A 19340-nucleotide genomic window follows, 5' to 3' on the forward strand; every position below is an offset into this window, starting at 1 on the left:
CCTCGTCATGCGGTGTTCTCGTTGCCGTCGCAGTGGCCATTGGCGGCGCTGAACAGCGTCTTCAGCTTCGCATTGACCGCGATCAACTCCCGTACTGGCGCCGCCGCGAGTTGCTGATCGAAGAGCGTGAGAACCTGACCGAGTAGCGCGTAGGCGTCGTGATCGACCACGCAGAGGCCCGTTTCGAGTCCTGCCTGCCGGCAGCGCAGAATCGCGCCCTCCGCGTCGCGAAACAGCTCGGGTACGGCCGAACCATAGCCGCGCTGATTCAGCAGCATCGCCATGTAAATGGCCTGCGCCATGCTGCCGACGTGATATTGATTGGCGACGCCGCTGCGTAATGCCTCGAGCGTCATGTGATAGTCGAGCGAAATTTCGCCTGCTTTGGCAGGTACGATCGGGCGCAGCATAGCCTTCGGGTGCGTGCGCGGCGACTTCGCGGGTGCAGCGCGAGTAGGGCTCGCTTTTCTGGTCATAAGCTCACTGAGGCGGCCGGCTCGCGCCGGCCGCTACACCATCACGGAACCTGACAACGTCCATAACGGAAAACGGCTGCGCCGCGCGCGACGCGGCGCCGTTCCCGTTAGCCCATATGCAGACCGCCGTTCAGCGAGAAATCCGCCCCGGTCGCAAAGCCCGCTTGATCCGACGCGATCCACGCGACGATCGACGCAATCTCTTCCGGCGTGCCGAGACGCCGTACCGGAATTGTCGCAACGATTTTTTCCAGTACTTCCGGACGGATGGCCTTGACCATGTCGGTGCCGATGTAGCCCGGCGACACGGTGTTGACCGTCACGCCCTTGGTCGCCACTTCCTGCGCGAGTGACATCGTAAAGCCATGAATGCCGGCCTTGGCCGTGGAGTAGTTGGTTTGCCCGAACTGGCCTTTCTGGCCGTTGACCGACGAGATGTTGATGATGCGCCCAAAGCCTCTGCCGACCATGCCCTCGATGACCTGTTTGGTCACGTTGAACAGGCTCGTGAGATTGGTGTCGATCACCGCTTCCCAGTCTTCGAACGTCATCTTGCGGAACATGCCGTCGCGCGTGATGCCCGCGTTGTTGACGAGCACGTCGACTTCACCAACTTCTTTCCTGACCTTCTCGAACGCTTTCGCGGTGGACTCCCAATCCGCGACGTTGCCTTCCGATGCGACGAAGTTATAGCCGAGCGCTTTCTGATCTTCCAGCCATCGGGCTTTGCGCGCCGAGTTCGGGCCGCAGCCCGCGATGACGGTGTAGTTCTCTTTGTGCAAGCGCTGGCAAATGGCGGTTCCGATACCGCCCATGCCGCCGGTTACGTATGCAACACGGTTTGCCATAAGTCCTCCTTCTTGTTTGGGTGAGTTGAGCAAGTTTGATTGGAGGATGGACCTATTATTGGCAGCGGCCAATGGCTGGGACGATGGGCATTTTCACCTACGGGTTAACTGCCAAATCAGGGGTGGAATCGTTGCTTGACGGGGCAATGAATTACGTCGATTGCGGGTTGCATGCTTTGCGAACTCCGGGGGCGCTCGAGACTGCCGGCCGCCCTCCCGTCCTTGCCTGCGCGCCGTCTTCCTCTTACCCTTAGCCTTAAGTACCTGCCCCGGACACCGTGCGGCAGGCTGCCTGCACGGTCGTCGATGCGGGGCGCGAAGCCGTCCCTCGCTCCCGCTCTATTCGTGTGATCATCAGAGGCGCATCAGGATGGCTGACTATCTTGCTGACATCGATCCCGACAGGTTGAACTTCCTTGGGATCTTCGGGCTGTTGATTGGCGGCCTCGCGCTGTTTCTTCTCGGTCTGGAGTTCTTGACCGGCGGCCTGAAGGCGATCGCGGGATCGAAACTGCAGTCGCTGATCGGCGTGCTGACCGCAAGCCGGTTTCGCGGCGTGGTGGCGGGCGCCGTCGTGACCGCGCTGCTGAATTCGTCGACCATCACGACGGTGCTGATGGTCGGTTTCGTGTCCGCCGGCCTGATGACGTTGACCCAGGCGGTGCCGATGATCATGGGCGCGAACATCGGCTCGACCATCACCGCGCAGATCATCGCCTTCGACGTTTCGCGTCTGACGCCGTACATGCTGTCGATCGGCTTCGTGCTGCACGCGTTTGCCCCGCGCGAGCTGCTGCGGCAGATCGGACGCGTCGTAATGGGGCTAGGGCTGCTGTTCATGGGCATCCAGCTGATGGGCGAGTCCACGCATCCGCTGCGCACCTATCAGCCGTTCATCGACGCGATGCAGGACATGCGCAATCCGCTCGTCGGCGTCATCGTGGGGGCGGTCTTCACCGCGGTTGTGCAAAGCTCGGCGGCGACGCTCGCGGTCGTGATTGCGTTGAGCGGCCAGGGCTTGATGCCGCTCGAAGCCGCCATCACGCTGATTCTCGGCGCGAATGTCGGCACCTGCGGCACGGCACTGCTCGCCTCGATCGGCAAGCCACCGGAAGCGTTGCAGGTCGGCGTCGTGCATCTGATCTTCAATGTGCTCGGCGTCGTGATTGCGCTCTTCCTGATTCCGCAGATGGCGGAGGTCGTGCGCTGGATATCGCCGTCGCATCCGGAACTGCAAGGGCTTGCGCGCCTCGCTGCCGAAGCGCCGCGTCAGGTAGCCAATGTGCATACGCTGTTCAGCGTGGCGAACACGCTGCTGCTGATCTGGTTTGCCGGTCCGATCGCGCGGCTCGCGCAACTGGTCGTGCCGAAGCGCGCGAAGGCCGCCAAACCCGCGGGTGATCCGCAGTATCTCGACGAGACGTCGCTGGCGGTGCCGGCGCTTGCACTGCAACGCGTGCGTATCGAGCTGACCCGGCTCGGCGCGCAGGTGCTCGACGTTGTGCAACGCGGCTCGCAAATAGTGTCGACCGGCACGATGGAAGAGATCAATCAGATGCTCGATCAGGACAAGGAAAGCGACCGGCTGGCCTTCGAGATTCTTCAATATATCGGCCGCCTGTCGCAGCGGCAGCACTCGGAGGAAGAAGGTCAGCAGGTGGTCGGCTATACGCAAGTCACGAGTCATCTGGAGAGCATCAGCGGCATTGTCGGCATGACGCTGATGACGGTCGGACAACAACGAATGACGCAGCAGATCGATCTGCTGCGTCTGCGCGATGCGGCGACCACGCAGTTTTCCGAGGCGGTGATCCGCAATCTCGAGCAGGCGATTCGCACGATCGAGACGAGCGATCCGGAAGAGGTCGCGAAGGTCGTCGACGCGAAGGCCGGCATCGACAAGCTCGCCGCGACCGCGCGTCAGGTCGTGCTCGCGAAGCTTCAGCTGGCGGACAAGGCGGACGTGGTCACGTTCCGGATCGCCATGGATCTGATCGAGCAGGGCCGGCAGATCGCGCAGTTCGCGCGGGCCATTGCGAAAAATGTGGCAGCGCTTCAAGAGCTGCAATAACGCGCGACGCATGATTGGAGATCGATATATTCGCGCAAAGTGATCGCCAGCACACGGACGTTGGGGTTGCACGAGCTCTAAGCTTGTGGCGTGTCATCCTCGTGACACGCTTTCAAAGAGAGTGGGATTGCCCGCCTTTGCTGTGCGGGCTTTTTTCGCCTCGCGCGTGTTGTGGTATCAGTAGTCAAGGCGCGGCGGTGAAGTCGATCGTGCGACGACCCACGGTAGCTCGCACAATAAGCAACGCCTGAAGCGATTTAACACACGCCGCATCCATAATTTGATAGCCTTTGTCGCAGCAGAGCATTGAACTCAAGGAGGGCTTCACCATGATAAGGTGGCTTGCTAACTGGGCTTCACAACATGCTCCTACTCCCGAGAAACAGGCCGAACGCGCGCTGAACAACTTGCGCATGGAACTGTTTCAGGCCGAACAGCTCGTGCTCGACGCACAGCTGCGTGCCGATTACTATCGGGCTCGCCTGACCTTCCTCGAAGAAGTCACGAGAAAGGGAATCGAACAGGTATCGGACGAACGCAAGGCTCCTCTGGAGCCTCCCCAGCCGTTGCGGCCGGGACTCAAGCTCACCGCGGCGCAATAGCCGCGTCTATTCCATCGCAATGTGTTCCGTCACCCGCGTTTCGATACGTGGGCTGATGGCAATCGTGCTGTCGCGGGCAGTGCGCGCTCTCGATAGTCGATTGTGCGAGCATTGATTGCCGAGCGGAGAAGTGTCCGGTTGCCCGGTTTCGTGCTTCGACCGGGCAACCTGGACTGAGGGTTTGATTTTTACTGCGTGATTTTTACTGCGTGATTTTTACTGCGCGACTTCCACTGCGCCTCGCTTACTGCGAAACGCCTGCTTCGTCCTGCTTAACTTGCCAGATCGGGCGGCAGCTTGCCGCCGTTTGCCGCGAGCGCCTGCATCACCTGCTTGTGCAGCCAGATGTTCATGCTCGCGGAGTCGTTCATGTCCCCGCTGTACTTCAATTCCTGCGCAAGTTGCTTGCGGTGTTCGAGACTGCTGTCGACGCCGAGTGCCTTCATCGTGTCGACAATCGACGTACGCCAGTTCAACGTCTGTCCGCTTTCGCTGACGAGTTGATCCATCACGGCGGCCACGTCGACGTCGGTCAGCGGCGCGGGCGCGGCGGGAGCGCTGGGCGTCGCGGCTTGCGCGGCGGCCGGGTCGGGGGTGGGTTCCGTCGCGGGGGGAGGTTGGTCCGGCTTCGCTTTGCCGAACAGCTTGTGCACGATGTCACCAAAAATACTCATTTCCGAAATCTCCGCGGTTGAATGACGAATGCGAGTGGGGGCGCTCGCAGGACATACCCCCACTATGCTACGCGATCTACCACAGTGAAAAACGTAATATTTTGTCAACCCGTCGACTGCTCGTATTGGTTCGCGCGCAATGATCCTGGCACGACTTAGCCCGCGTCACGTCAACATGACGCTGTGCGTGGTTGATGGAACGAGCAAAACATCATTGCGTCACGAGCCGCTGAACCAGTTGTATCCCTGGTTCTCCCAATAGCCGCCCGGATACTGGTTCGTGATTTCGATAGCGACGACATGCTTGGGATTCTTGAAGCCGAGCTTGGTCGGCACACGCAGCCTCATCGGGAAACCATACTTCGGCGGCAGCACGTCACCGTCGTAAGTCAGCGTGAGCAGCGTCTGCGGGTGGAGCGCCGTCGGCATGTCGATGCTCGTCCAGTAGTTGTAGTCCGCGCAATGAAGCGACACGTACTTTGCACTCGTGTCCGCGCCCGCGCGGCGCAGGAATTCGGAAAAGCGCACGCCGCCCCAGCGACCGATCGCGCTCCATCCTTCGACACAGATAAGACGCGTGATCTGGCTTTCCTGCGGCAGCGCGCGCAGTTCGTCGAGCGTCCACGTACGCTTGCCGTGCGCGAGGCCGCTGACCTGCAGACGGTAGGTCGCGGCATCGATTTCGGGCACCTCGTCGACGCCATAGAACGCATTGAACGGAAACGGCCGTGTGATCATCGATGCCGGATACGTGGGCGCCAGCTTGTTCGGATCGAACAGCAGTGCCTGCACGTCGTCGTTGAAGAACGAGATGCGGCGCAGCGCGGTATTCACCGCCTTGTCGTCGGTCAGATCGCAACCGGACAGCAGCGCGATGCCGCCTAACGTCAGCAGCCGCCGGCCGAACAGCCGGCGCGCAGGCGATTTGAGTTCGCGCTGAGCATCGCGAATGATCGATTCGCCATGCGTCGCGAGGAAGGTGCCTTGTTGCGCGGTTCGTTTTTGGATCGTCATGATTTACCGTCCGCGTAGCATCAACAGCAGCGAGCGGGGCACGAGCGCAACCATCGCGAGGTGAATGACGAAAAACGCCACCAGGACGCTCATACACATGAAGTGCACCACGCGCGCGTTGTCATATCCGCCCATCAGCGTGCGCAGCAGCGGGAACTGCACCGACTTCCAAATGGCGAGCCCGGACAACACGATCAGCAGGATGTCGGCGATCACGACGAGATAGGCGAGCTTTTGCACCGAGTTGTAGTGCGCGAGGTCGTCGTGTTTCAGGCGCCCGCTCAGCGCAGAGAGCAGATCGGCGACCAACTGTTTCGGCCGGACAGGCAGCAGCTTGCGTCGAAAGCGTCCGGTCGCCAGATTCAGCGCCAGATAGACGATGAAATTGGCGACCAGCAGCCACATCACTGCGAAATGCCATTGCAGCGCTCCTGCGAGCCAGCCGCCAAGCGTGATCGAAGGTGGAAACTCAATTGCGGGAAAGATCGGCGACGCGTCGTAGATCTGCCAGCCGCTCATTACCATCACCACGACCGCGACAGCATTGATCCAGTGCGTAATTCGCACCCATCCGGGTTGAACCATGTTGTGCCTCAAGACCACTCCATGCTCGTTGACAATCATTCCGGTGCCGCGGAAGCCGTCAACGGGATGCCGTCGGCGCCGGTATGGGGCCGCAGGCAGGATCGGGCGACGAGGTACGCTGCGAGCGTCTGACTGGCATTGCGCCCGAAGCGGTATCGCGATCGATCGACGGTTATTCCGTCGTGTCTGAAATCTTTTCGTTCTTGCTATCGACTTTCAATGACGATGCACATCGCGCAGGAAGGCCGTCCCGCCGCATGGGAAACGCAGCATACGACATTCCTGACTACGGACGGACGCTGGCTCGAAGGTTGCAGCGCGGAAGGGGTGTCGCAGCACCCTGAGCCGGGTAGCGCACAACGGTAATTGAGTACCAGCCGGTCTCGCGAGGCCGGCTCAGCCCGAAGCGGAATGGCCATAGCACGGTCATGCCGCTTTTTTTTGTGCTCTTTTTGCGCGGGGCAAATTCGCTACCAGCGCGGCGCATCCATGTTGATCGGAAAAGCGGGGCGTCTCACTGCCGTTCTATGCGAGTTCATTCCCGCTTCATCTGTTCTGTTTATCGGGGTGTGCACCAGCAGGCGTTCGAAAAGCCCGCTTCGAAGGGCCGTGGCTCTGGTTTGAACGCTTGTCCAGCGGGGCTTTGCGCGAATCGGACGGGCTTCGCCGATGCTATGCGGAACGCTGAGAATGCGGATACTCGCATCGACCCAATGGTTAACCCGCGCTTTGGCCCGCGAAGGACGAAACGTACCTTCATGCCAGTTATTTGAGTAAGCCGTGTAGGAGCCCATGCTCGCGGTGCGCGGCGCGCCCGCGCAGCGTATCGGCAAGGTGCTTGGCCGGGTGTGCGGCGCGCACTTCGCGGGCAATGAAGTGTTCGTCTCGAACGAACCGCCGCTGCCGACGCGCAAGCCGATCGGCGTGCTGTTCTCGCAAGGCTATGGCTCGATGACGATCGCGCTGTGGGTCACGTATTTCATGGGCCTGCTCGTCATCTATCTGCTGACCGGCTGGCTGCCGACGCTGATGAAGGATGCGGGTCTGTCGGTCACGACCGCGGCCAACGTCACGGCGATGTTCCAGATCGGCGGCACGATCGGCGCGATCCTCGTCGGCTGGCTCATGGACAAGGCACGTCCGGCGCCGGTCATCAGCGCTGCGTATATCGGCGGCGCACTGTGCGTGCTCGGGCTCGGCCACATCGGCGCGCTGTCTTCGTCGCTCGCATTGCTGGTGTTTGCCGCGGGCTTCTGCATGAGCGGCGCGCAAACCGGTCTGAACGCATTTGCACCCGGCCGCTACCCGACCGTTGCGCGTGCGACTGGTGTGAGCTGGATGCTCCGCATGGGCCGCTTCGGCAGTATCTTCGGCTCGGCGATCGGCGGCGCGCTGCTCGGCTTCGGCTGGCAGTTCGGCGCGATCCTGGCGATGCTCGCGATCCCCGCCACACTCGCCGCTATCGCCATCCTGGTGAGCCAGCGTGTGGCCGGCGCCGAAACGGTGGCGCAGCCGAATATCGCGCATTGAGGCGTGAGGCAACGCGGCGCGCGTGCGTTTCGCGGGCGCCGCTGGATAAATTCATCTACTGAGGAATCACGGTGATCATCGACATTCACGGACACTACACCACCGCGCCGAAAGCGTTGGAGACGTGGCGTAACCGCCAGATCGCAGGCATCAACGGTCCTTCCGGGATGCGGAAGGGGTCGGAATTGCAGATCAGCGACGACGAGCTGCGCGAGTCGATCGAAAACAACCAGTTGAAACTGATGCGCGAGCGCGGCCTCGATCTGACGATCTTCAGTCCCCGCGCGAGCTTCATGGCGCACCACATCGGCGACTTCGAAATCTCGAGCACGTGGGCCGCGATCTGCAACGAACTGTGCTATCGCGTGAGCCGGCTGTTTCCCGAGAACTTCGTGCCGGCCGCGATGCTGCCGCAAAGTCCGGGTGTCGATCCGGCCACCTGTATTCCTGAACTCGTCAAATGCGTCGAGCAGTACGGCAATGTCGCGATCAACCTGAATCCCGATCCGTCGGGCGGCCACTGGACCAGCCCGCCGTTGTCGGACCGTTCCTGGTATCCGATCTACGAGAAGATGGTCGAGTACGACATTCCCGCGATGATTCACGTGAGCACGAGCTGCAACGCGTGCTTCCACACCACCGGGTCGCACTACCTGAATGCGGATACCACCGCGTTCATGCAATGCCTGACCTCGGACCTGTTTCGCGATTTCCCGACGCTGCGTTTCGTGATTCCGCACGGCGGCGGTGCGGTGCCGTATCACTGGGGTCGTTTCCGCGGCCTCGCGCAGGAACTGAAAAAGCCCTTGCTGAAAGACCATCTGCTGAACAACGTGTTCTTCGACACCTGTGTCTATCATCAGCCGGGTATCGACCTGCTCACGCGCGTGATTCCCGTGGACAACATCCTGTTCGCGAGCGAAATGATCGGCGCGGTGCGCGGCGTCGATCCGGAAACCGGTCACTATTTCGACGACACGAAGCGCTACGTCGAAGCCGCGGATATGAATCCGGAGCAGCGCTACAAGATCTACGAAGGTAACGCGCGGCGCGTCTATCCGCGTCTCGACGCGTTGCTGAAAACGAAGGGGCTGTGATCATGTATGAAATCGGAGTCGTCTATCGCAACATCCAGCGCGCGGATGCGGAGGTGGCAGCGAAACTCGGCGCGCTCGGTTCGGCCACCGTGCATGAAGCGATGGGCCGCACGGGCCTGCTCCAACCGTATATGCGCCCGATCTATACCGGCGCGCGCGCGAGCGGCACGGCCGTCACGGTGCTGCTGCAACCGGGCGATAACTGGATGCTGCACGTCGCGGCCGAACAGATCCGGCCGGGCGACGTCGTCGTCGCGGGCGTCACCGCACAGAGCACCGACGGTTACTTCGGCGATCTGCTGGCCACGAGCTTCAAGGCGCGCGGCGCTCATGCGTTGATCATCGACGCCGGCGTGCGCGACGTCAGCGTGCTGAGCAAAATGAACTTCCCGGTCTGGAGCAAGGCGATTTCCGCGAAAGGCACGGTCAAGGCGACGCTCGGCTCGGTGAACATTCCGGTCGTGTGCGCGGGTGCGTTGGTCACACCGGGCGACGTCGTCGTTGCCGATGAGGACGGCGTGGTCGTGGTGCCGGCGGCCGCCGCGCAAGCCGTGCTCGACAAGGCTGCGGGGCGCGAGGCCAATGAAGCCGGGAAGCGCGCGAAACTCGCCTCTGGGGTGCTCGGTCTCGACATGTACAACATGCGCGGGCCGCTCGAGCAGGCCGGACTGCGTTACAAGGACTGACAGGCGTGGTCGCAATGATCAACGATCAAGCCACGCGCGCGCCGATCACCGGCATTTCGTCGATGGCCATGCGCCAGGTGCTGGCCGGACTCGCCGCGTTCTACGAGCGGCGCACGGGGCAGGGCGTCGCCATCGAATCGGTCGGCGGCGTCGATGCGGCGCGCCGGGTCGAGGATGGCGAAGTCTTCGACATCGTCGTGCTTGCCGCCGACGCGATCGAGCGGCTCGTGGTGACGGGTTGTGTCGAGGCGGCGAGCCGCGTCGGGCTCGCGCGCTCGGGCATCGCGGTCGCGGTCGCGGCCGGAGAAACGCACCCGGACATCGCGTCCGAAGCAGCGCTGCGCGACGCGATTCTCGAAGCGCGCAGCATCGGTTACTCGACGGGGCCGAGCGGCACGCATCTACTGAAGCTGTTCGAACGCTGGGGCATTGGCGGGCAGATCGCTTCGCGTATCGTGAAGGCGCCGCCGGGTGTGCCGGTCGGCACGCTCGTCGCGCGCGGAGAAGTCGCGCTCGGCTTTCAGCAGATGAGCGAATTGATTCACGTGGCGGGCATCGACGTGCTCGGCGAGCTTCCGGCCGCCACCCGGTCCACCACGACTTTCACCGCCGCGATCTGCACGGTGGCGCGCCAGCGTGAAGCAGCCCAGGCGTTGCTGGCGTTTCTGGCCTCGCGCGAGGCCGACGGCGCAAAGCTGCAAAACGGCATGTCGCCGGCTTGATGGCGGGCGGCGCTCGCCGCCCAGGCTTGTGTCCTTGCCTTTTCCGCCTCCATCTCTTTGCGCGAGCGCATGCTCGGCTTCGAAACGCTGACAGCGCCGACCGGCACGCCCGATCGGATGGAGGAGGCAAAACGCTACGAATGAAAGCGGATTCAAGCCAGCAGCTTGCCCCACTCGTAATCGATACTGTCCGGCGTGAAGGGCAGCACGCCCGCGCCGGGCGTAAATGTAAGTTCGCCGAAATAAACGAGGTCGTCCGGCGCATACAGGTCGACGCGCACATAGTCGAAGTCTTCGCACAGACGGGCCGCGACATCGAGCACGGCCTGTAGATGCGGCGGGCGCGGAGCGGGCAACGCGCTGCGCTTGTAGTCGCCGATTGCGATATCGAGGTGATTCCAGTCGGCGTCGTACACGTCGCCGTGCGTCGCGTCGCCGAATCGATCCGAGATCACGAGGATATAGATGATCGGCCCGCCAGGACGGCCGCCAAAGCAGTGCATTTTGAAATCCGCCGGAATCTGGCCGCGCCGATCGAGCAGCAACTGCTCGAAGAAAACGCGCGGCTCGATCGTCCGATAGTGCCGCTCGCGCCCAACGTAATAGAATTCGGCGCGCAACCATTGGTCGGCGAGCTTCTTCAGCTTCTCGAACGAGGTCTCTGATTTGTTTCTCACCACTTCGACGTAGCTGCTGCCGTGATTGGCTTTCATGACGAAAGCATCCGGCAGTGCGTCGAACACTTCGGGCGTGAATGCATCGGGCGCTGCGATCAGCGGTATCAAATGCTTGTCGCCGATTTTCCGGGCAATATATTCCCGCACCAGAAGCTTGTCGGTCAGGTCGATATAGCGCGGATCAGGATGAAGATTGCGCTGCAGGATCTTCTCATTGAAAGTCACCGGACGAATCAGGTTCGGATAGCGGCCAATGCATTTGTGATGTAACAGGCTTAGGAAAAGGGCGTCCGGCAATAGCGTTTTCGCCGCTTCCTTGATTTTTCTCGCGGTAGATGGCGATTGCCCGTGCGCCGCATGCGCACCGGTGTGCAAGCCCGGCTGCCCGCAGGGCGCGGCCAGAGCACTGTCACCGGAGTGTAGGGAGGCCATGTTTTTCGGCGCGACGGCCGCATCCTGCGCGGCCAGCTCGGCGGATTTGATGATCGTCATGTTCTAATCCCTTTGCGGTCGAGTCGACGAGTCGTCCTCGGAGTAACGGGAATTGAAATCAAAGCGCCAGCGGCGCTTGCCGCAACATCTCGGTCGCGGCACTCCAGCTTTCCTCCGGCGTTAGCCAGCGTTCCTCCGCATCCACATGCTGTTGCGCGCGGAATTGCGTCGGCGACATGCCATAGCGCTCCTTGAATAGCCGCCCAAGCCGATTACCGTCGCCCATTCCGCAGCGGCGCGCAATCTTGTCGACCGGCAGATCGGTGTTCTTCAGCATCGAGCGAACGATCTCGAAGCGTGTGCGCAGCAGATATTCGAGCGGCGTCATGCCGAACTCGCATTTGAAGCGGCGCTGGAAATTGCGCTTGCTCATCGCCACCGATTCGGCCGCCTGCGCAACCGAAATAGCCTTGCTGTAGTTTTCCTTGATCCAGCGCGCCGATTCGCGAATCTTCTCCGTCGTCGTCGTGATGTTGACGTCGTCGAACTCGGAGCGGCTTTTCTCGGCGTAGCCGTTTTGCAGGATGCGGCCGATCTTGCGGGCAGTGTCGGTATTGATGTCGCGTTCGATCTGCGCGAGCGCGAGATCGGTCGGCGTCACATTGCTTTGCGTGCGCGCGGCGTCGCCGCTGTCGTCGAACAGAAAAATCGGCACGATCGATTGCAGCGGATCGTTGCAGACGACCGCGAGATTTGCACCCTGTTGCATGCCGAAAGATGCAATCGATCCTTGCAGCGAGATCCACGACAGAAAGCGGTCGTTGGATTCCGCGACTTCGGTGACGTCGCGGCAGGCCACGAAGAGCGCGTGGAAATCCGCGAGGCAGTAGCGTTCGAGGCCTTGCGTCCAGATCGATATGCCGGACGAACTGGTCACCAGACCGCCGCCGTCGGACACCACGGTAAACCGGTATGGCGCCTCTTCGCCAGCCGTTCTCTTGAACTCATTGGCAAGCCGGAACGCGTCGCCGATCGCGCCGGTACTTGCCATCGAACAATCCTGAAAGACGAATAGACCAATGTGCTTCATGACGCGAGCTTCTCCAGTCAGGAAAATCTACGCATTGAGATTAGCGCATCGATTTGGGCGAGACGAGCTTGGCCGGCATGCGTGGGTGTTTTGGCGTAATCGTCAGGATTCAAGAAATTCTTACCTCGCTATTCGCAGAAATGCGTGCTACTAATTAACGTTGCACGGAATTTTTTTCCCGATCAATTAGCGCGATTCTTGCAAGCGACATGCTGGGGCATCGGCGGAATGCGCCGAGTGGCTTGGATTCGGCGCGATTTGCGGGATAACAAGGGCATTCCTGGCACTTGAGCCGTGCAATTGGCGTTCTGTCGCGATGTACGATGCCTGTCGTATTACTCTGTTACAGCAATTGCAGATCGCAACAAGCCTTTCTGGCTTCTTTTCATTTGTAAAGGGCTCCGCATTATCGGCCAATAGCACCCTACTTTGGGCCGCCGGCGAATGCCTCGATCCTTTGCGGACTATGCTTCAGCGCAACATCGAGAGAGAAATTGTCAATCGCGGATTACGTGAATGGCGGGTTTCGCATTTGCTGATTCGTGAGAAGAACAATCGGCAATACCGCGGTGGATAAGCAATAGGTGTGTAGCCTTCCGTGGTTCGAGAGGTCCCGAACACGGCTCCCCGACCTAACCCGACACAGCACGTCGCTTCGCCGTGCTGCCAGCCAATCGAGGGTCTATCCGGCCGGCGGCATAAATAGCGACGTGGCGACGCAAAGCGATCGCCGATCGTTTTGTTTCATCAACCTGCAAGGATCAGACCGGTGGATTACTATCCGCAAAACTCGCTCTATCCCGCTGTTGATACCGAGCGTAGACAACTCAGTGCCCGCGCGATGCTCACGCTAATGCGCGACCACATCTGGGAGATCGTGGTGACGACGGTCGTCGTCCTCACGTTCGCGGTCGCATATCTCCTGATTGCCACGCCTATCTATTCCGCTGACGTAATCATTCGCGTGGACCCACCCGAGCCAAATGCCCTCGGACTCGCGTTGCAGAACCAGGAACTGTTGCCGCCACCGACGCCGTCGTCGGTAACCGAAATGGCGGTCATGGAAAGCCGTGCAGTTTTGCAGCCGGTGATGGACCAGTTCCGTTTCGACATTTCGGTGAAGCCGCACAAGCTTCCGGTTCTCGGCGACATCGCCGAAAAATTCGCTACACCGGGACAGCCCGCGGCGCCGTGGCTCGGGCTGAAATCGTTTGCATGGGGCGGCGAGCGTGTGCAGATCGCCGCGCTCGACGTGCCGCGCGAACTCGAGGAAGAGAAGCTGACCTTGACCGCGCTCGACAATGGCGCCTTCGAATTGCACGGCCCGTCCGGCGAGTTGCTGGCGAGAGGCACGGTCGGCATGCCGCTCAAGCAGAACGGCGTGTCGATGCTCGTGAAGGAACTCGATGCGCGGCCGGGTACGAAGTTCGAGGTGATCCGCTGGAATGAGCTCGATGCCATCAAGCGCTTCACCAGTCTCGTCAAGATTGGCGACAAGGTGAAAGACTCCGGGCTGATGCAAATCCAGTACCGCGACAAGAGTCCGGACAAAGCCGCGGCCGTCGCCAATGCATTGGGAGAGCAATACCTCGCATCCGCGGTGGCGAGCCGGCAAGCGAACGACACGCAGACGCTCGCGTTTATTGACGGCGAACTCCCGCGTCTACTCGGCGAATTGCGAAAAGCCGAGGAAGCGCTGAAGAACTTCCGGTCGCGCTCGCAATCGATGCAGCCGACCAACGAGGCGCAAGCTTATTTGCAGGGCGGCCTCGATCTCGACAAGCAGATCGCGGCGCTGCAATTGCAGCGCACGCAAATGCTCGAGCGCTATACGGGACAGAGCCGCTGGGTGCAGAACGTCGACGAGCAACTGGCGCAATTGAAAGAAGCGAAAGCGAAATTCTCCGACCATTTCAACGGCATGCCCGCGTCGGAACGCGCGAGCGTCGATCTGATCCGCGCGCAGAAGGTCGCGGAAACGGTGTATCTCGGCATGGTGCAGAAGGCCGAGCAATTGCAGGTTCGCCGCGCCAGCACGACGGGCGGCGCGCATATTCTCGATCGCGCGATCAGACCGCATATGCCGGTCATGCCACAGCCGATTCTCGTGCTCGGCGGCGGATTGGTGCTCGGTATCGTGTCCGGCGTCGTGTTGGTCTTCATGCGCCGCCACGTGATGATCGGCGTGACCGACCCGCGCTATGTCGAGCGCCAGATGAGCGTGCCGGTGTTTGGCGAGATTCTGTTCAGCCATCAGCAACTGCTGCTCGACCGCGATGCGACCGCGGGGCGCAAATCGCTGCCGGCAGCAGCCGGGCGCGGCCATCCGCCGATGCAGAAGAGTCTGCACGAGATTCAGTTCGATTCCGGCGTCCAGAACAGGATTCTCGCCGCGCGCTTTCCACACGACACGTCGGTCGAAGCGCTGCGCAGCGTACGGACCGCCGTCACGCGCGATCTCGCGCATGCACGCAACAACATCGTGATGATCATCGGGCCCACGCCGTCGGCCGGCAAGAGCTTCGTCGCCGCGAATCTGGCGATCCTGCACGCTGAAATCGGCTCACGGGTGGTGCTGATCGATGCCGACATGCGACGCGGTCATCTCGCCTCGCTATTCAACGAGAGCAATCGTGGAGGCCTTTCCGAAGTACTGTCCGAACGCCTGCCGCTCCGCAATGCGCTGCGCTCGACCCGCATCGACGGATTGACGTTCCTGTCATGCGGCGTGCGCCCGGAGAACCCCGCCGCGCTGCTGATGAGGCCGCACCTGAAGGATGTGCTCGAGCGGCTGTCGAGCCAGTTCGATCTGGTGATCATCGATACGCCGCCTTTCCTCGCGGTCACCGACGCCTCGATCGTCGCGAACGAGGCGGGCGCGTCTCTGCTCGTGCTGCGCTCGGGCATGCAAAGCGAGGAGGAGATCGCCGACACGCTCAGAAAGGTGGAACGCGCGGAAGGGCGCATCGCGGGCGCGGTGTTCAACGGCATTCCGCTGCGTCGAAGCACGAAGAACTATGGCTACGAAACGAACTATGCCAGCGATTTCGGCGAAAACGACGTCGGACAGCAAGCGCCGCGAGGCGCCTGAGCGTGTGGAGACCCCAACGCGGTAAAGCGCGTTCGCGATGGCGTAAAACGGAGAACCAGATGGCCTTTGCAATCAACGGAAAGTTTACTTCTCAGTCCATCACGGGGGTTCAACGCGTTGCGTATGAGCTGACGCGGGCCATGCAGATGCGCGCCGCGCCCGGTGATGAACCGGAAGTGTTCGTGCCGCAAAACGCCGTCGAGCCGGGGGCGCTGCTCAAACCGCAACGGCGCTTTCCGTGGCTGCGCGGCACGCTGTGGGAGCAGATCACGCTGCCAATCGCCGCACGCGGCATCACGCTGCTGAGTTTGTGCAATACGAACCCGCTGTTCAAGCACAGTCAGGTCGTGATGGTTCACGACATGGCCGTCCTTGACATGCCACAAGGCTTTTCGAGGAAATTCCGGCTCTGGTATCGCATCTGTTTCGCGCTCTTGCCGCGCACGCATCCGATCGTTCTGACGGTCTCGACGTTTTCGAAAATGCGTATCTGCCATCACCTGAAAATCGACGAATCGCGTGTGAAAGTGGTGGCGCCCGGCGCGGATCATTTCGACCGGATCGTTGCCGACCCATCGGTGCTGCAACGGCTCGAATTGAACAAGGACGCCTATTGCGTGATCGTCGGCAGTCTCGATCCGCGCAAGAATCTGCGCGGCGTGCTCGATGCGATCGTGCGGCTCGGGCATCTGCGCGACGTCAAATTCGTCATCGTGGGAAAACAGTATCCGCGCATCTTCAGCGGTGCAGGCGTCGAGCATCCTGTGCATTCGCGGCAGGTCGTGTGGGCAGGTTTCGTGTCGGACGCGGAGTTGAAGGCACTGTACGAGAGCGCTGGCTGCCTCGTGTTTCCGTCGTTATACGAAGGTTTCGGCCTGCCGCCTCTGGAAGCGATGTATTGCGGCTGTCCGGTGATCGCGTCGGCGCGCACGTCGATACCCGAAGCATGCGGCGATGCCGCAATGTACTGCGACGCGACCTCCGCGGACGACATCGCCGCAAAGATCGCGCAGATGATGAGCGACGCCGATCTTCGCCAACGTTATCGCAGCGCGGGGCTGCTGCATGCGCGCGAGTTTCGCTGGGAGCGCGCGGCGCAAACGGTGCTCGAAATCCTCGATGTCAAGACTGGCGAGCGGCTGCCCGAACTGACGCCGCGCGCGTCCGCGAGCTAGCGATGGGTGGGCACGAACATGGATCGCATGAAGACCCGTGCTGGCAGAAGACGTGCATTGCGCACACTCGCCGCGTTGGCGGCGGGTGCGGCCGCGCCGTTGTCGACTCTCAGGCCCGCTCTCGCATTGGTACCGGACCCAGCGCCCGCGAACGCGCGCGCCCGCATGATGACCGATCTGATCGGCACGAACGGCTGGGCCGGATCGGAAGCCGACATCGAGATGTGGCGAGCGATGGGCATTAGCTGGGGCCGTGACACGGTCGGCCCTGGTCAACCTGATCGGCCCGGCGAGGCGATGCGCATCGACAAAACGAGCTCGGCGTTCGATATCGATCTGCCGTCGGCACTGTTGCGAAACGAACGCAATGGAATCGGTTCGCTGTTGATGCTCGGCTATACGCCGAGATGGAATGCGACTGTGCCGGGTGACAGCAATTCGGCACCCGTCGACGTGGATGTATGGAAGCAGTATGTCGACGCGGTGGTGCGCAAGTATTCGGCGCCGCCTTATAACCTGCGCTATTTCCAGGTTTGGAACGAGGCGGCCGGCAAATTGTCCGGCGGCTTGCCTCAGTCCGTGTTCTGGCACGGCCCGGAGTTCAGCAAGGACGAAAAACGCTCGAAACCGTACGAACGCGCGATGCAGGATTACGTCGAGCGGATTCATATTCCGGCGGCCCGCATCATTCGCAGTTATCGCGCGTATGTGGTGTATGGCGGCTGGCCGGACCAGGGCGGCCTCGATAACTTCCGCCGCTGGCTCGAATATCGCAGTCCGGTCTTGAAAGAGCGCATGCTCGATTGGGTCGACTACATCGACACGCACTACTTGCCGGTTGCCGATATGGAATCGCTGTACCAGCGATATGTGAAGAACGGTCCCGCGCGCGGCATCTGGCAAACGGAGATCGGCAACGAGTACATGAAAGACCCGCACTATTTGCCGCGTTATTTCTTCGACTTCGCGGTGTGGGCGCTCGGCAGGAATTGGGACGACCCGAACAAGTACCTGTCGATGATCTATCACTGGGACGGCTATGAACCTTTTCGTCTCACGCATCCCGGCCCGCCTGAACGAACCTACAACGTTTCCGGTCGAAGCTTGGTCGTGTTGCATCAAACAGCGGGTGGGCATCTGGCGAGTTTTTCGAAGCCGCTGCAATGCGGTCCGGGTGTTGCTGCAAATGCCTTGCTTTCCGGCAACGACCTCGTGATGCAGGTGAGCAGCAGCGCGGGCTGGCAGAACATTTCCATCGGCGGGCTGCAGCCGCTGCGCTCCCACGCGGTGCAGGTCGATTTCATCGATGCGCTGAGCGGCGAGGCGAGCGCACCGGACAAGGTTGCATCGAGTTGGGACGACGATTTGATGAACGTGCGATTCAAGGTACCCGACCAGGTGAACGGCGCTGGTAATAATCCGCCCAAACATCTGGCTTATCTCGTGGTGCGTCGTGTGACGCAGGCAGTGGCATAGCGATATTTCGCGAGCATGACGACCGCCGGGAGCCGGCGGATCGAACCTGACGGATAGCGTTGACACATCATGAAGCAGGTCACCATTGCGATTTGCAACTACAACTACGAGCACTATCTGGCCGCGGCGATCGACTCGGCGCTCGCGCAGGATTATCCGGCGACCACCGTCATGGTCGTCGACGATGGCTCGACCGACGGTTCGCGCGCGATCATCGAAAGCTATGGCGATCGCGTACTGACGTTGTGCAAGAAAAACGGCGGGCAAGTATCCGCCTACAACTATGCAATCGCGTCGCTCACCACCGAGTATGTGATCCTTCTCGATTCCGATGACGTGCTGTACCCATCCGCGGTTACCGAAGTCATGCGCTTTTTCGAGGGCGGCGAGTGGGCCAAGGTGCAATTCCGGCTCGACGTGATGGACAACGAAGGCGCATTGACGGGCGCCTATGTGCCGAATAGCGAGCCGCCACACGACTGCGGCAGGCTGCTGCGCGGCGGGTGGCTCTATCCGTCCCCGCCCGCGTCTGGCAATGCTTACCGGGTGAGCGCGCTCAAGCAGATCTTCCCGGTTCCCGAAGAGGGCGTGAATCGCTATGGCGCGGACTTTTATGCGATCTATGGCGTCGCGCTGGCTGGACCGATCGCTACCGTGTCGAAGTCGCTAGGTGGCTACCGGGTGCATAACGCGGGCAGTGAAACGGTGTCGTTCGCGAACTCGGAACAACTGACGAAAGCACCGCGCGCGTTCAACATGCGCTGGGCCATTCTGCGCAATATCGCCAAAGATCGGCTCGACATAGAACTACCGGCAACATTTCTCGACTTCTCACACGAGAAGGCGACATTCTGCTCTTCCGTTTATCGCGCGACCCTGTTCCGGCGTTGGCATTGGATGATCCTCGATTCGCGCAACTATCTGCACACGATCATTGCAAATCCGTTCTGGAGCCTGAAGAAGAAGCTCGGCACGCTCGTACTGTCGAGCCTGTGTCTCGTGCCTTATTCGCCGCTGTCGGATTTCGCGGTGCGTTATATCGCGAACCCGCTCGCGCGCCGTCGCGTCGCAAGACGCTGAGGCGAAGGAGGACG

The 19340-nt window shown here is 61.2% G+C and carries 17 protein-coding genes and 1 pseudogene; 11 read left to right on the forward strand and 7 right to left on the reverse strand.

What is annotated here, in order from left to right:
- Positions 1 to 5 precede the first annotated feature (5 nt).
- Positions 6 to 410, reverse strand: coding sequence for a Fis family transcriptional regulator (locus tag OKW39_RS38465; RefSeq protein WP_184067430.1), 405 nt, complete (start codon positions 408 to 410; stop codon positions 6 to 8).
- Positions 411 to 583: 173 nt separating this feature from the next.
- Positions 584 to 1324 (reverse strand): 3-ketoacyl-ACP reductase, encoded by a 741-nt coding sequence (locus OKW39_RS38470; RefSeq protein WP_090809155.1) that lies wholly within the window; start codon positions 1322 to 1324, stop codon positions 584 to 586.
- A gap of 370 nt (positions 1325 to 1694) precedes the next feature.
- Between OKW39_RS38470 and OKW39_RS38475 the strand changes: the two genes are divergently transcribed.
- Both OKW39_RS38475 and OKW39_RS38480 read left to right on the forward strand, forming a co-directional pair.
- On the forward strand, positions 1695 to 3395 hold the full coding sequence (locus tag OKW39_RS38475; protein WP_429565033.1) for a Na/Pi cotransporter family protein: 1701 nt from the start codon (positions 1695 to 1697) through the stop codon (positions 3393 to 3395).
- Positions 3396 to 3724: 329 nt separating this feature from the next.
- On the forward strand, positions 3725 to 3997 hold the full coding sequence (locus OKW39_RS38480) for a hypothetical protein (RefSeq protein ID WP_013091148.1): 273 nt from the start codon (positions 3725 to 3727) through the stop codon (positions 3995 to 3997).
- 272 nt (positions 3998 to 4269) lie between these two features.
- Here OKW39_RS38480 and OKW39_RS38485 read toward each other — a convergent pair whose 3' ends face one another.
- From OKW39_RS38485 to OKW39_RS38495, 3 genes are all read right to left on the reverse strand, one after another.
- Positions 4270 to 4671, reverse strand: coding sequence for a DUF3597 domain-containing protein (locus tag OKW39_RS38485; protein ID WP_090809158.1), 402 nt, complete (start codon positions 4669 to 4671; stop codon positions 4270 to 4272).
- 219 nt (positions 4672 to 4890) lie between these two features.
- Complete coding sequence (locus OKW39_RS38490; RefSeq protein ID WP_429565034.1) at positions 4891 to 5685, reverse strand: molybdopterin-dependent oxidoreductase; 795 nt, start codon at positions 5683 to 5685, stop codon at positions 4891 to 4893.
- 3 nt (positions 5686 to 5688) lie between these two features.
- On the reverse strand, positions 5689 to 6270 hold the full coding sequence (locus OKW39_RS38495) for a cytochrome b/b6 domain-containing protein (protein ID WP_429565035.1): 582 nt from the start codon (positions 6268 to 6270) through the stop codon (positions 5689 to 5691).
- A gap of 219 nt (positions 6271 to 6489) precedes the next feature.
- Here OKW39_RS38495 and OKW39_RS38500 point away from each other — a divergent pair, with 219 nt between their 5' ends.
- The 5 genes and pseudogenes from OKW39_RS38500 to OKW39_RS38520 all read left to right on the forward strand — a co-directional run bounded on the left by OKW39_RS38500 (position 6490) and on the right by OKW39_RS38520 (position 10305).
- Positions 6490 to 6636 (forward strand): hypothetical protein, encoded by a 147-nt coding sequence (locus tag OKW39_RS38500; protein WP_167368753.1) that lies wholly within the window; start codon positions 6490 to 6492, stop codon positions 6634 to 6636.
- A 426-nt stretch (positions 6637 to 7062) separates the two neighbouring features.
- Positions 7063 to 7800 (forward strand): annotated as a pseudogene (locus tag OKW39_RS38505) (MFS transporter); the annotation flags it as partial.
- 71 nt (positions 7801 to 7871) lie between these two features.
- Positions 7872 to 8897: an amidohydrolase family protein gene (locus OKW39_RS38510; protein ID WP_429565036.1), complete on the forward strand. Its 1026-nt coding sequence runs from the start codon at positions 7872 to 7874 to the stop codon at positions 8895 to 8897.
- 2 nt (positions 8898 to 8899) lie between these two features.
- The gene (gene ligK, locus OKW39_RS38515; RefSeq protein ID WP_429565037.1) at positions 8900 to 9583 is read left to right on the forward strand and encodes a 4-carboxy-4-hydroxy-2-oxoadipate aldolase/oxaloacetate decarboxylase; all 684 of its coding nucleotides are present in this window, start codon (positions 8900 to 8902) and stop codon (positions 9581 to 9583) included.
- 14 nt (positions 9584 to 9597) lie between these two features.
- The gene (locus tag OKW39_RS38520) at positions 9598 to 10305 is read left to right on the forward strand and encodes a substrate-binding domain-containing protein (protein WP_429365093.1); all 708 of its coding nucleotides are present in this window, start codon (positions 9598 to 9600) and stop codon (positions 10303 to 10305) included.
- A gap of 152 nt (positions 10306 to 10457) precedes the next feature.
- Here OKW39_RS38520 and OKW39_RS38525 read toward each other — a convergent pair whose 3' ends face one another.
- Complete coding sequence (locus OKW39_RS38525) at positions 10458 to 11474, reverse strand: ATP-grasp fold amidoligase family protein (protein ID WP_429565038.1); 1017 nt, start codon at positions 11472 to 11474, stop codon at positions 10458 to 10460.
- 58 nt (positions 11475 to 11532) lie between these two features.
- Entirely contained in the window at positions 11533 to 12465 is a 933-nt protein-coding gene (locus OKW39_RS38530; RefSeq protein ID WP_429334293.1) for a GlxA family transcriptional regulator, read from the reverse strand.
- 808 nt (positions 12466 to 13273) lie between these two features.
- On the opposite strand from OKW39_RS38530, the gene OKW39_RS38535 reads away from it, so the two are divergent.
- The 4 genes from OKW39_RS38535 to OKW39_RS38550 all read left to right on the forward strand — a co-directional run bounded on the left by OKW39_RS38535 (position 13274) and on the right by OKW39_RS38550 (position 19326).
- Complete coding sequence (locus OKW39_RS38535; protein ID WP_429365094.1) at positions 13274 to 15595, forward strand: polysaccharide biosynthesis tyrosine autokinase; 2322 nt, start codon at positions 13274 to 13276, stop codon at positions 15593 to 15595.
- A gap of 59 nt (positions 15596 to 15654) precedes the next feature.
- Complete coding sequence (locus tag OKW39_RS38540; RefSeq protein WP_184064855.1) at positions 15655 to 16770, forward strand: glycosyltransferase family 4 protein; 1116 nt, start codon at positions 15655 to 15657, stop codon at positions 16768 to 16770.
- Positions 16771 to 16788: 18 nt separating this feature from the next.
- On the forward strand, positions 16789 to 18246 hold the full coding sequence (locus tag OKW39_RS38545) for a hypothetical protein (RefSeq protein ID WP_429565039.1): 1458 nt from the start codon (positions 16789 to 16791) through the stop codon (positions 18244 to 18246).
- Positions 18247 to 18315: 69 nt separating this feature from the next.
- The gene (locus tag OKW39_RS38550; RefSeq protein WP_429565040.1) at positions 18316 to 19326 is read left to right on the forward strand and encodes a glycosyltransferase family 2 protein; all 1011 of its coding nucleotides are present in this window, start codon (positions 18316 to 18318) and stop codon (positions 19324 to 19326) included.
- Positions 19327 to 19340 lie beyond the last annotated feature (14 nt).

This window comes from Paraburkholderia sp. MM6662-R1 (assembly GCF_050436245.1).
Classification (GTDB): Bacteria; Pseudomonadota; Gammaproteobacteria; order Burkholderiales; family Burkholderiaceae; genus Paraburkholderia; species Paraburkholderia tuberum.

Coding starts and splice junctions, on each gene's coding strand:
- OKW39_RS38480 (WP_013091148.1), top strand. CDS start 3,725: ATGATAAGGTGGCTTGCTAACTGGGCTTCACAACATGCTCCTACTCCC.
- OKW39_RS38530 (WP_429334293.1), bottom strand. CDS start 12,465: ATGGCAAGTACCGGCGCGATCGGCGACGCGTTCCGGCTTGCCAATGAG.
- OKW39_RS38540 (WP_184064855.1), top strand. CDS start 15,655: ATGGCCTTTGCAATCAACGGAAAGTTTACTTCTCAGTCCATCACGGGG.
- OKW39_RS38485 (WP_090809158.1), bottom strand. CDS start 4,671: ATGAGTATTTTTGGTGACATCGTGCACAAGCTGTTCGGCAAAGCGAAG.
- OKW39_RS38475 (WP_429565033.1), top strand. CDS start 1,695: ATGGCTGACTATCTTGCTGACATCGATCCCGACAGGTTGAACTTCCTT.
- OKW39_RS38520 (WP_429365093.1), top strand. CDS start 9,598: ATGATCAACGATCAAGCCACGCGCGCGCCGATCACCGGCATTTCGTCG.
- OKW39_RS38525 (WP_429565038.1), bottom strand. CDS start 11,474: ATGACGATCATCAAATCCGCCGAGCTGGCCGCGCAGGATGCGGCCGTC.
- OKW39_RS38550 (WP_429565040.1), top strand. CDS start 18,316: ATGAAGCAGGTCACCATTGCGATTTGCAACTACAACTACGAGCACTAT.
- OKW39_RS38490 (WP_429565034.1), bottom strand. CDS start 5,685: ATGACGATCCAAAAACGAACCGCGCAACAAGGCACCTTCCTCGCGACG.
- OKW39_RS38465 (WP_184067430.1), bottom strand. CDS start 410: ATGCTGCGCCCGATCGTACCTGCCAAAGCAGGCGAAATTTCGCTCGAC.
- OKW39_RS38545 (WP_429565039.1), top strand. CDS start 16,789: ATGGATCGCATGAAGACCCGTGCTGGCAGAAGACGTGCATTGCGCACA.
- OKW39_RS38495 (WP_429565035.1), bottom strand. CDS start 6,270: ATGGTTCAACCCGGATGGGTGCGAATTACGCACTGGATCAATGCTGTC.
- OKW39_RS38470 (WP_090809155.1), bottom strand. CDS start 1,324: ATGGCAAACCGTGTTGCATACGTAACCGGCGGCATGGGCGGTATCGGA.
- OKW39_RS38500 (WP_167368753.1), top strand. CDS start 6,490: ATGACGATGCACATCGCGCAGGAAGGCCGTCCCGCCGCATGGGAAACG.
- ligK (WP_429565037.1), top strand. CDS start 8,900: ATGTATGAAATCGGAGTCGTCTATCGCAACATCCAGCGCGCGGATGCG.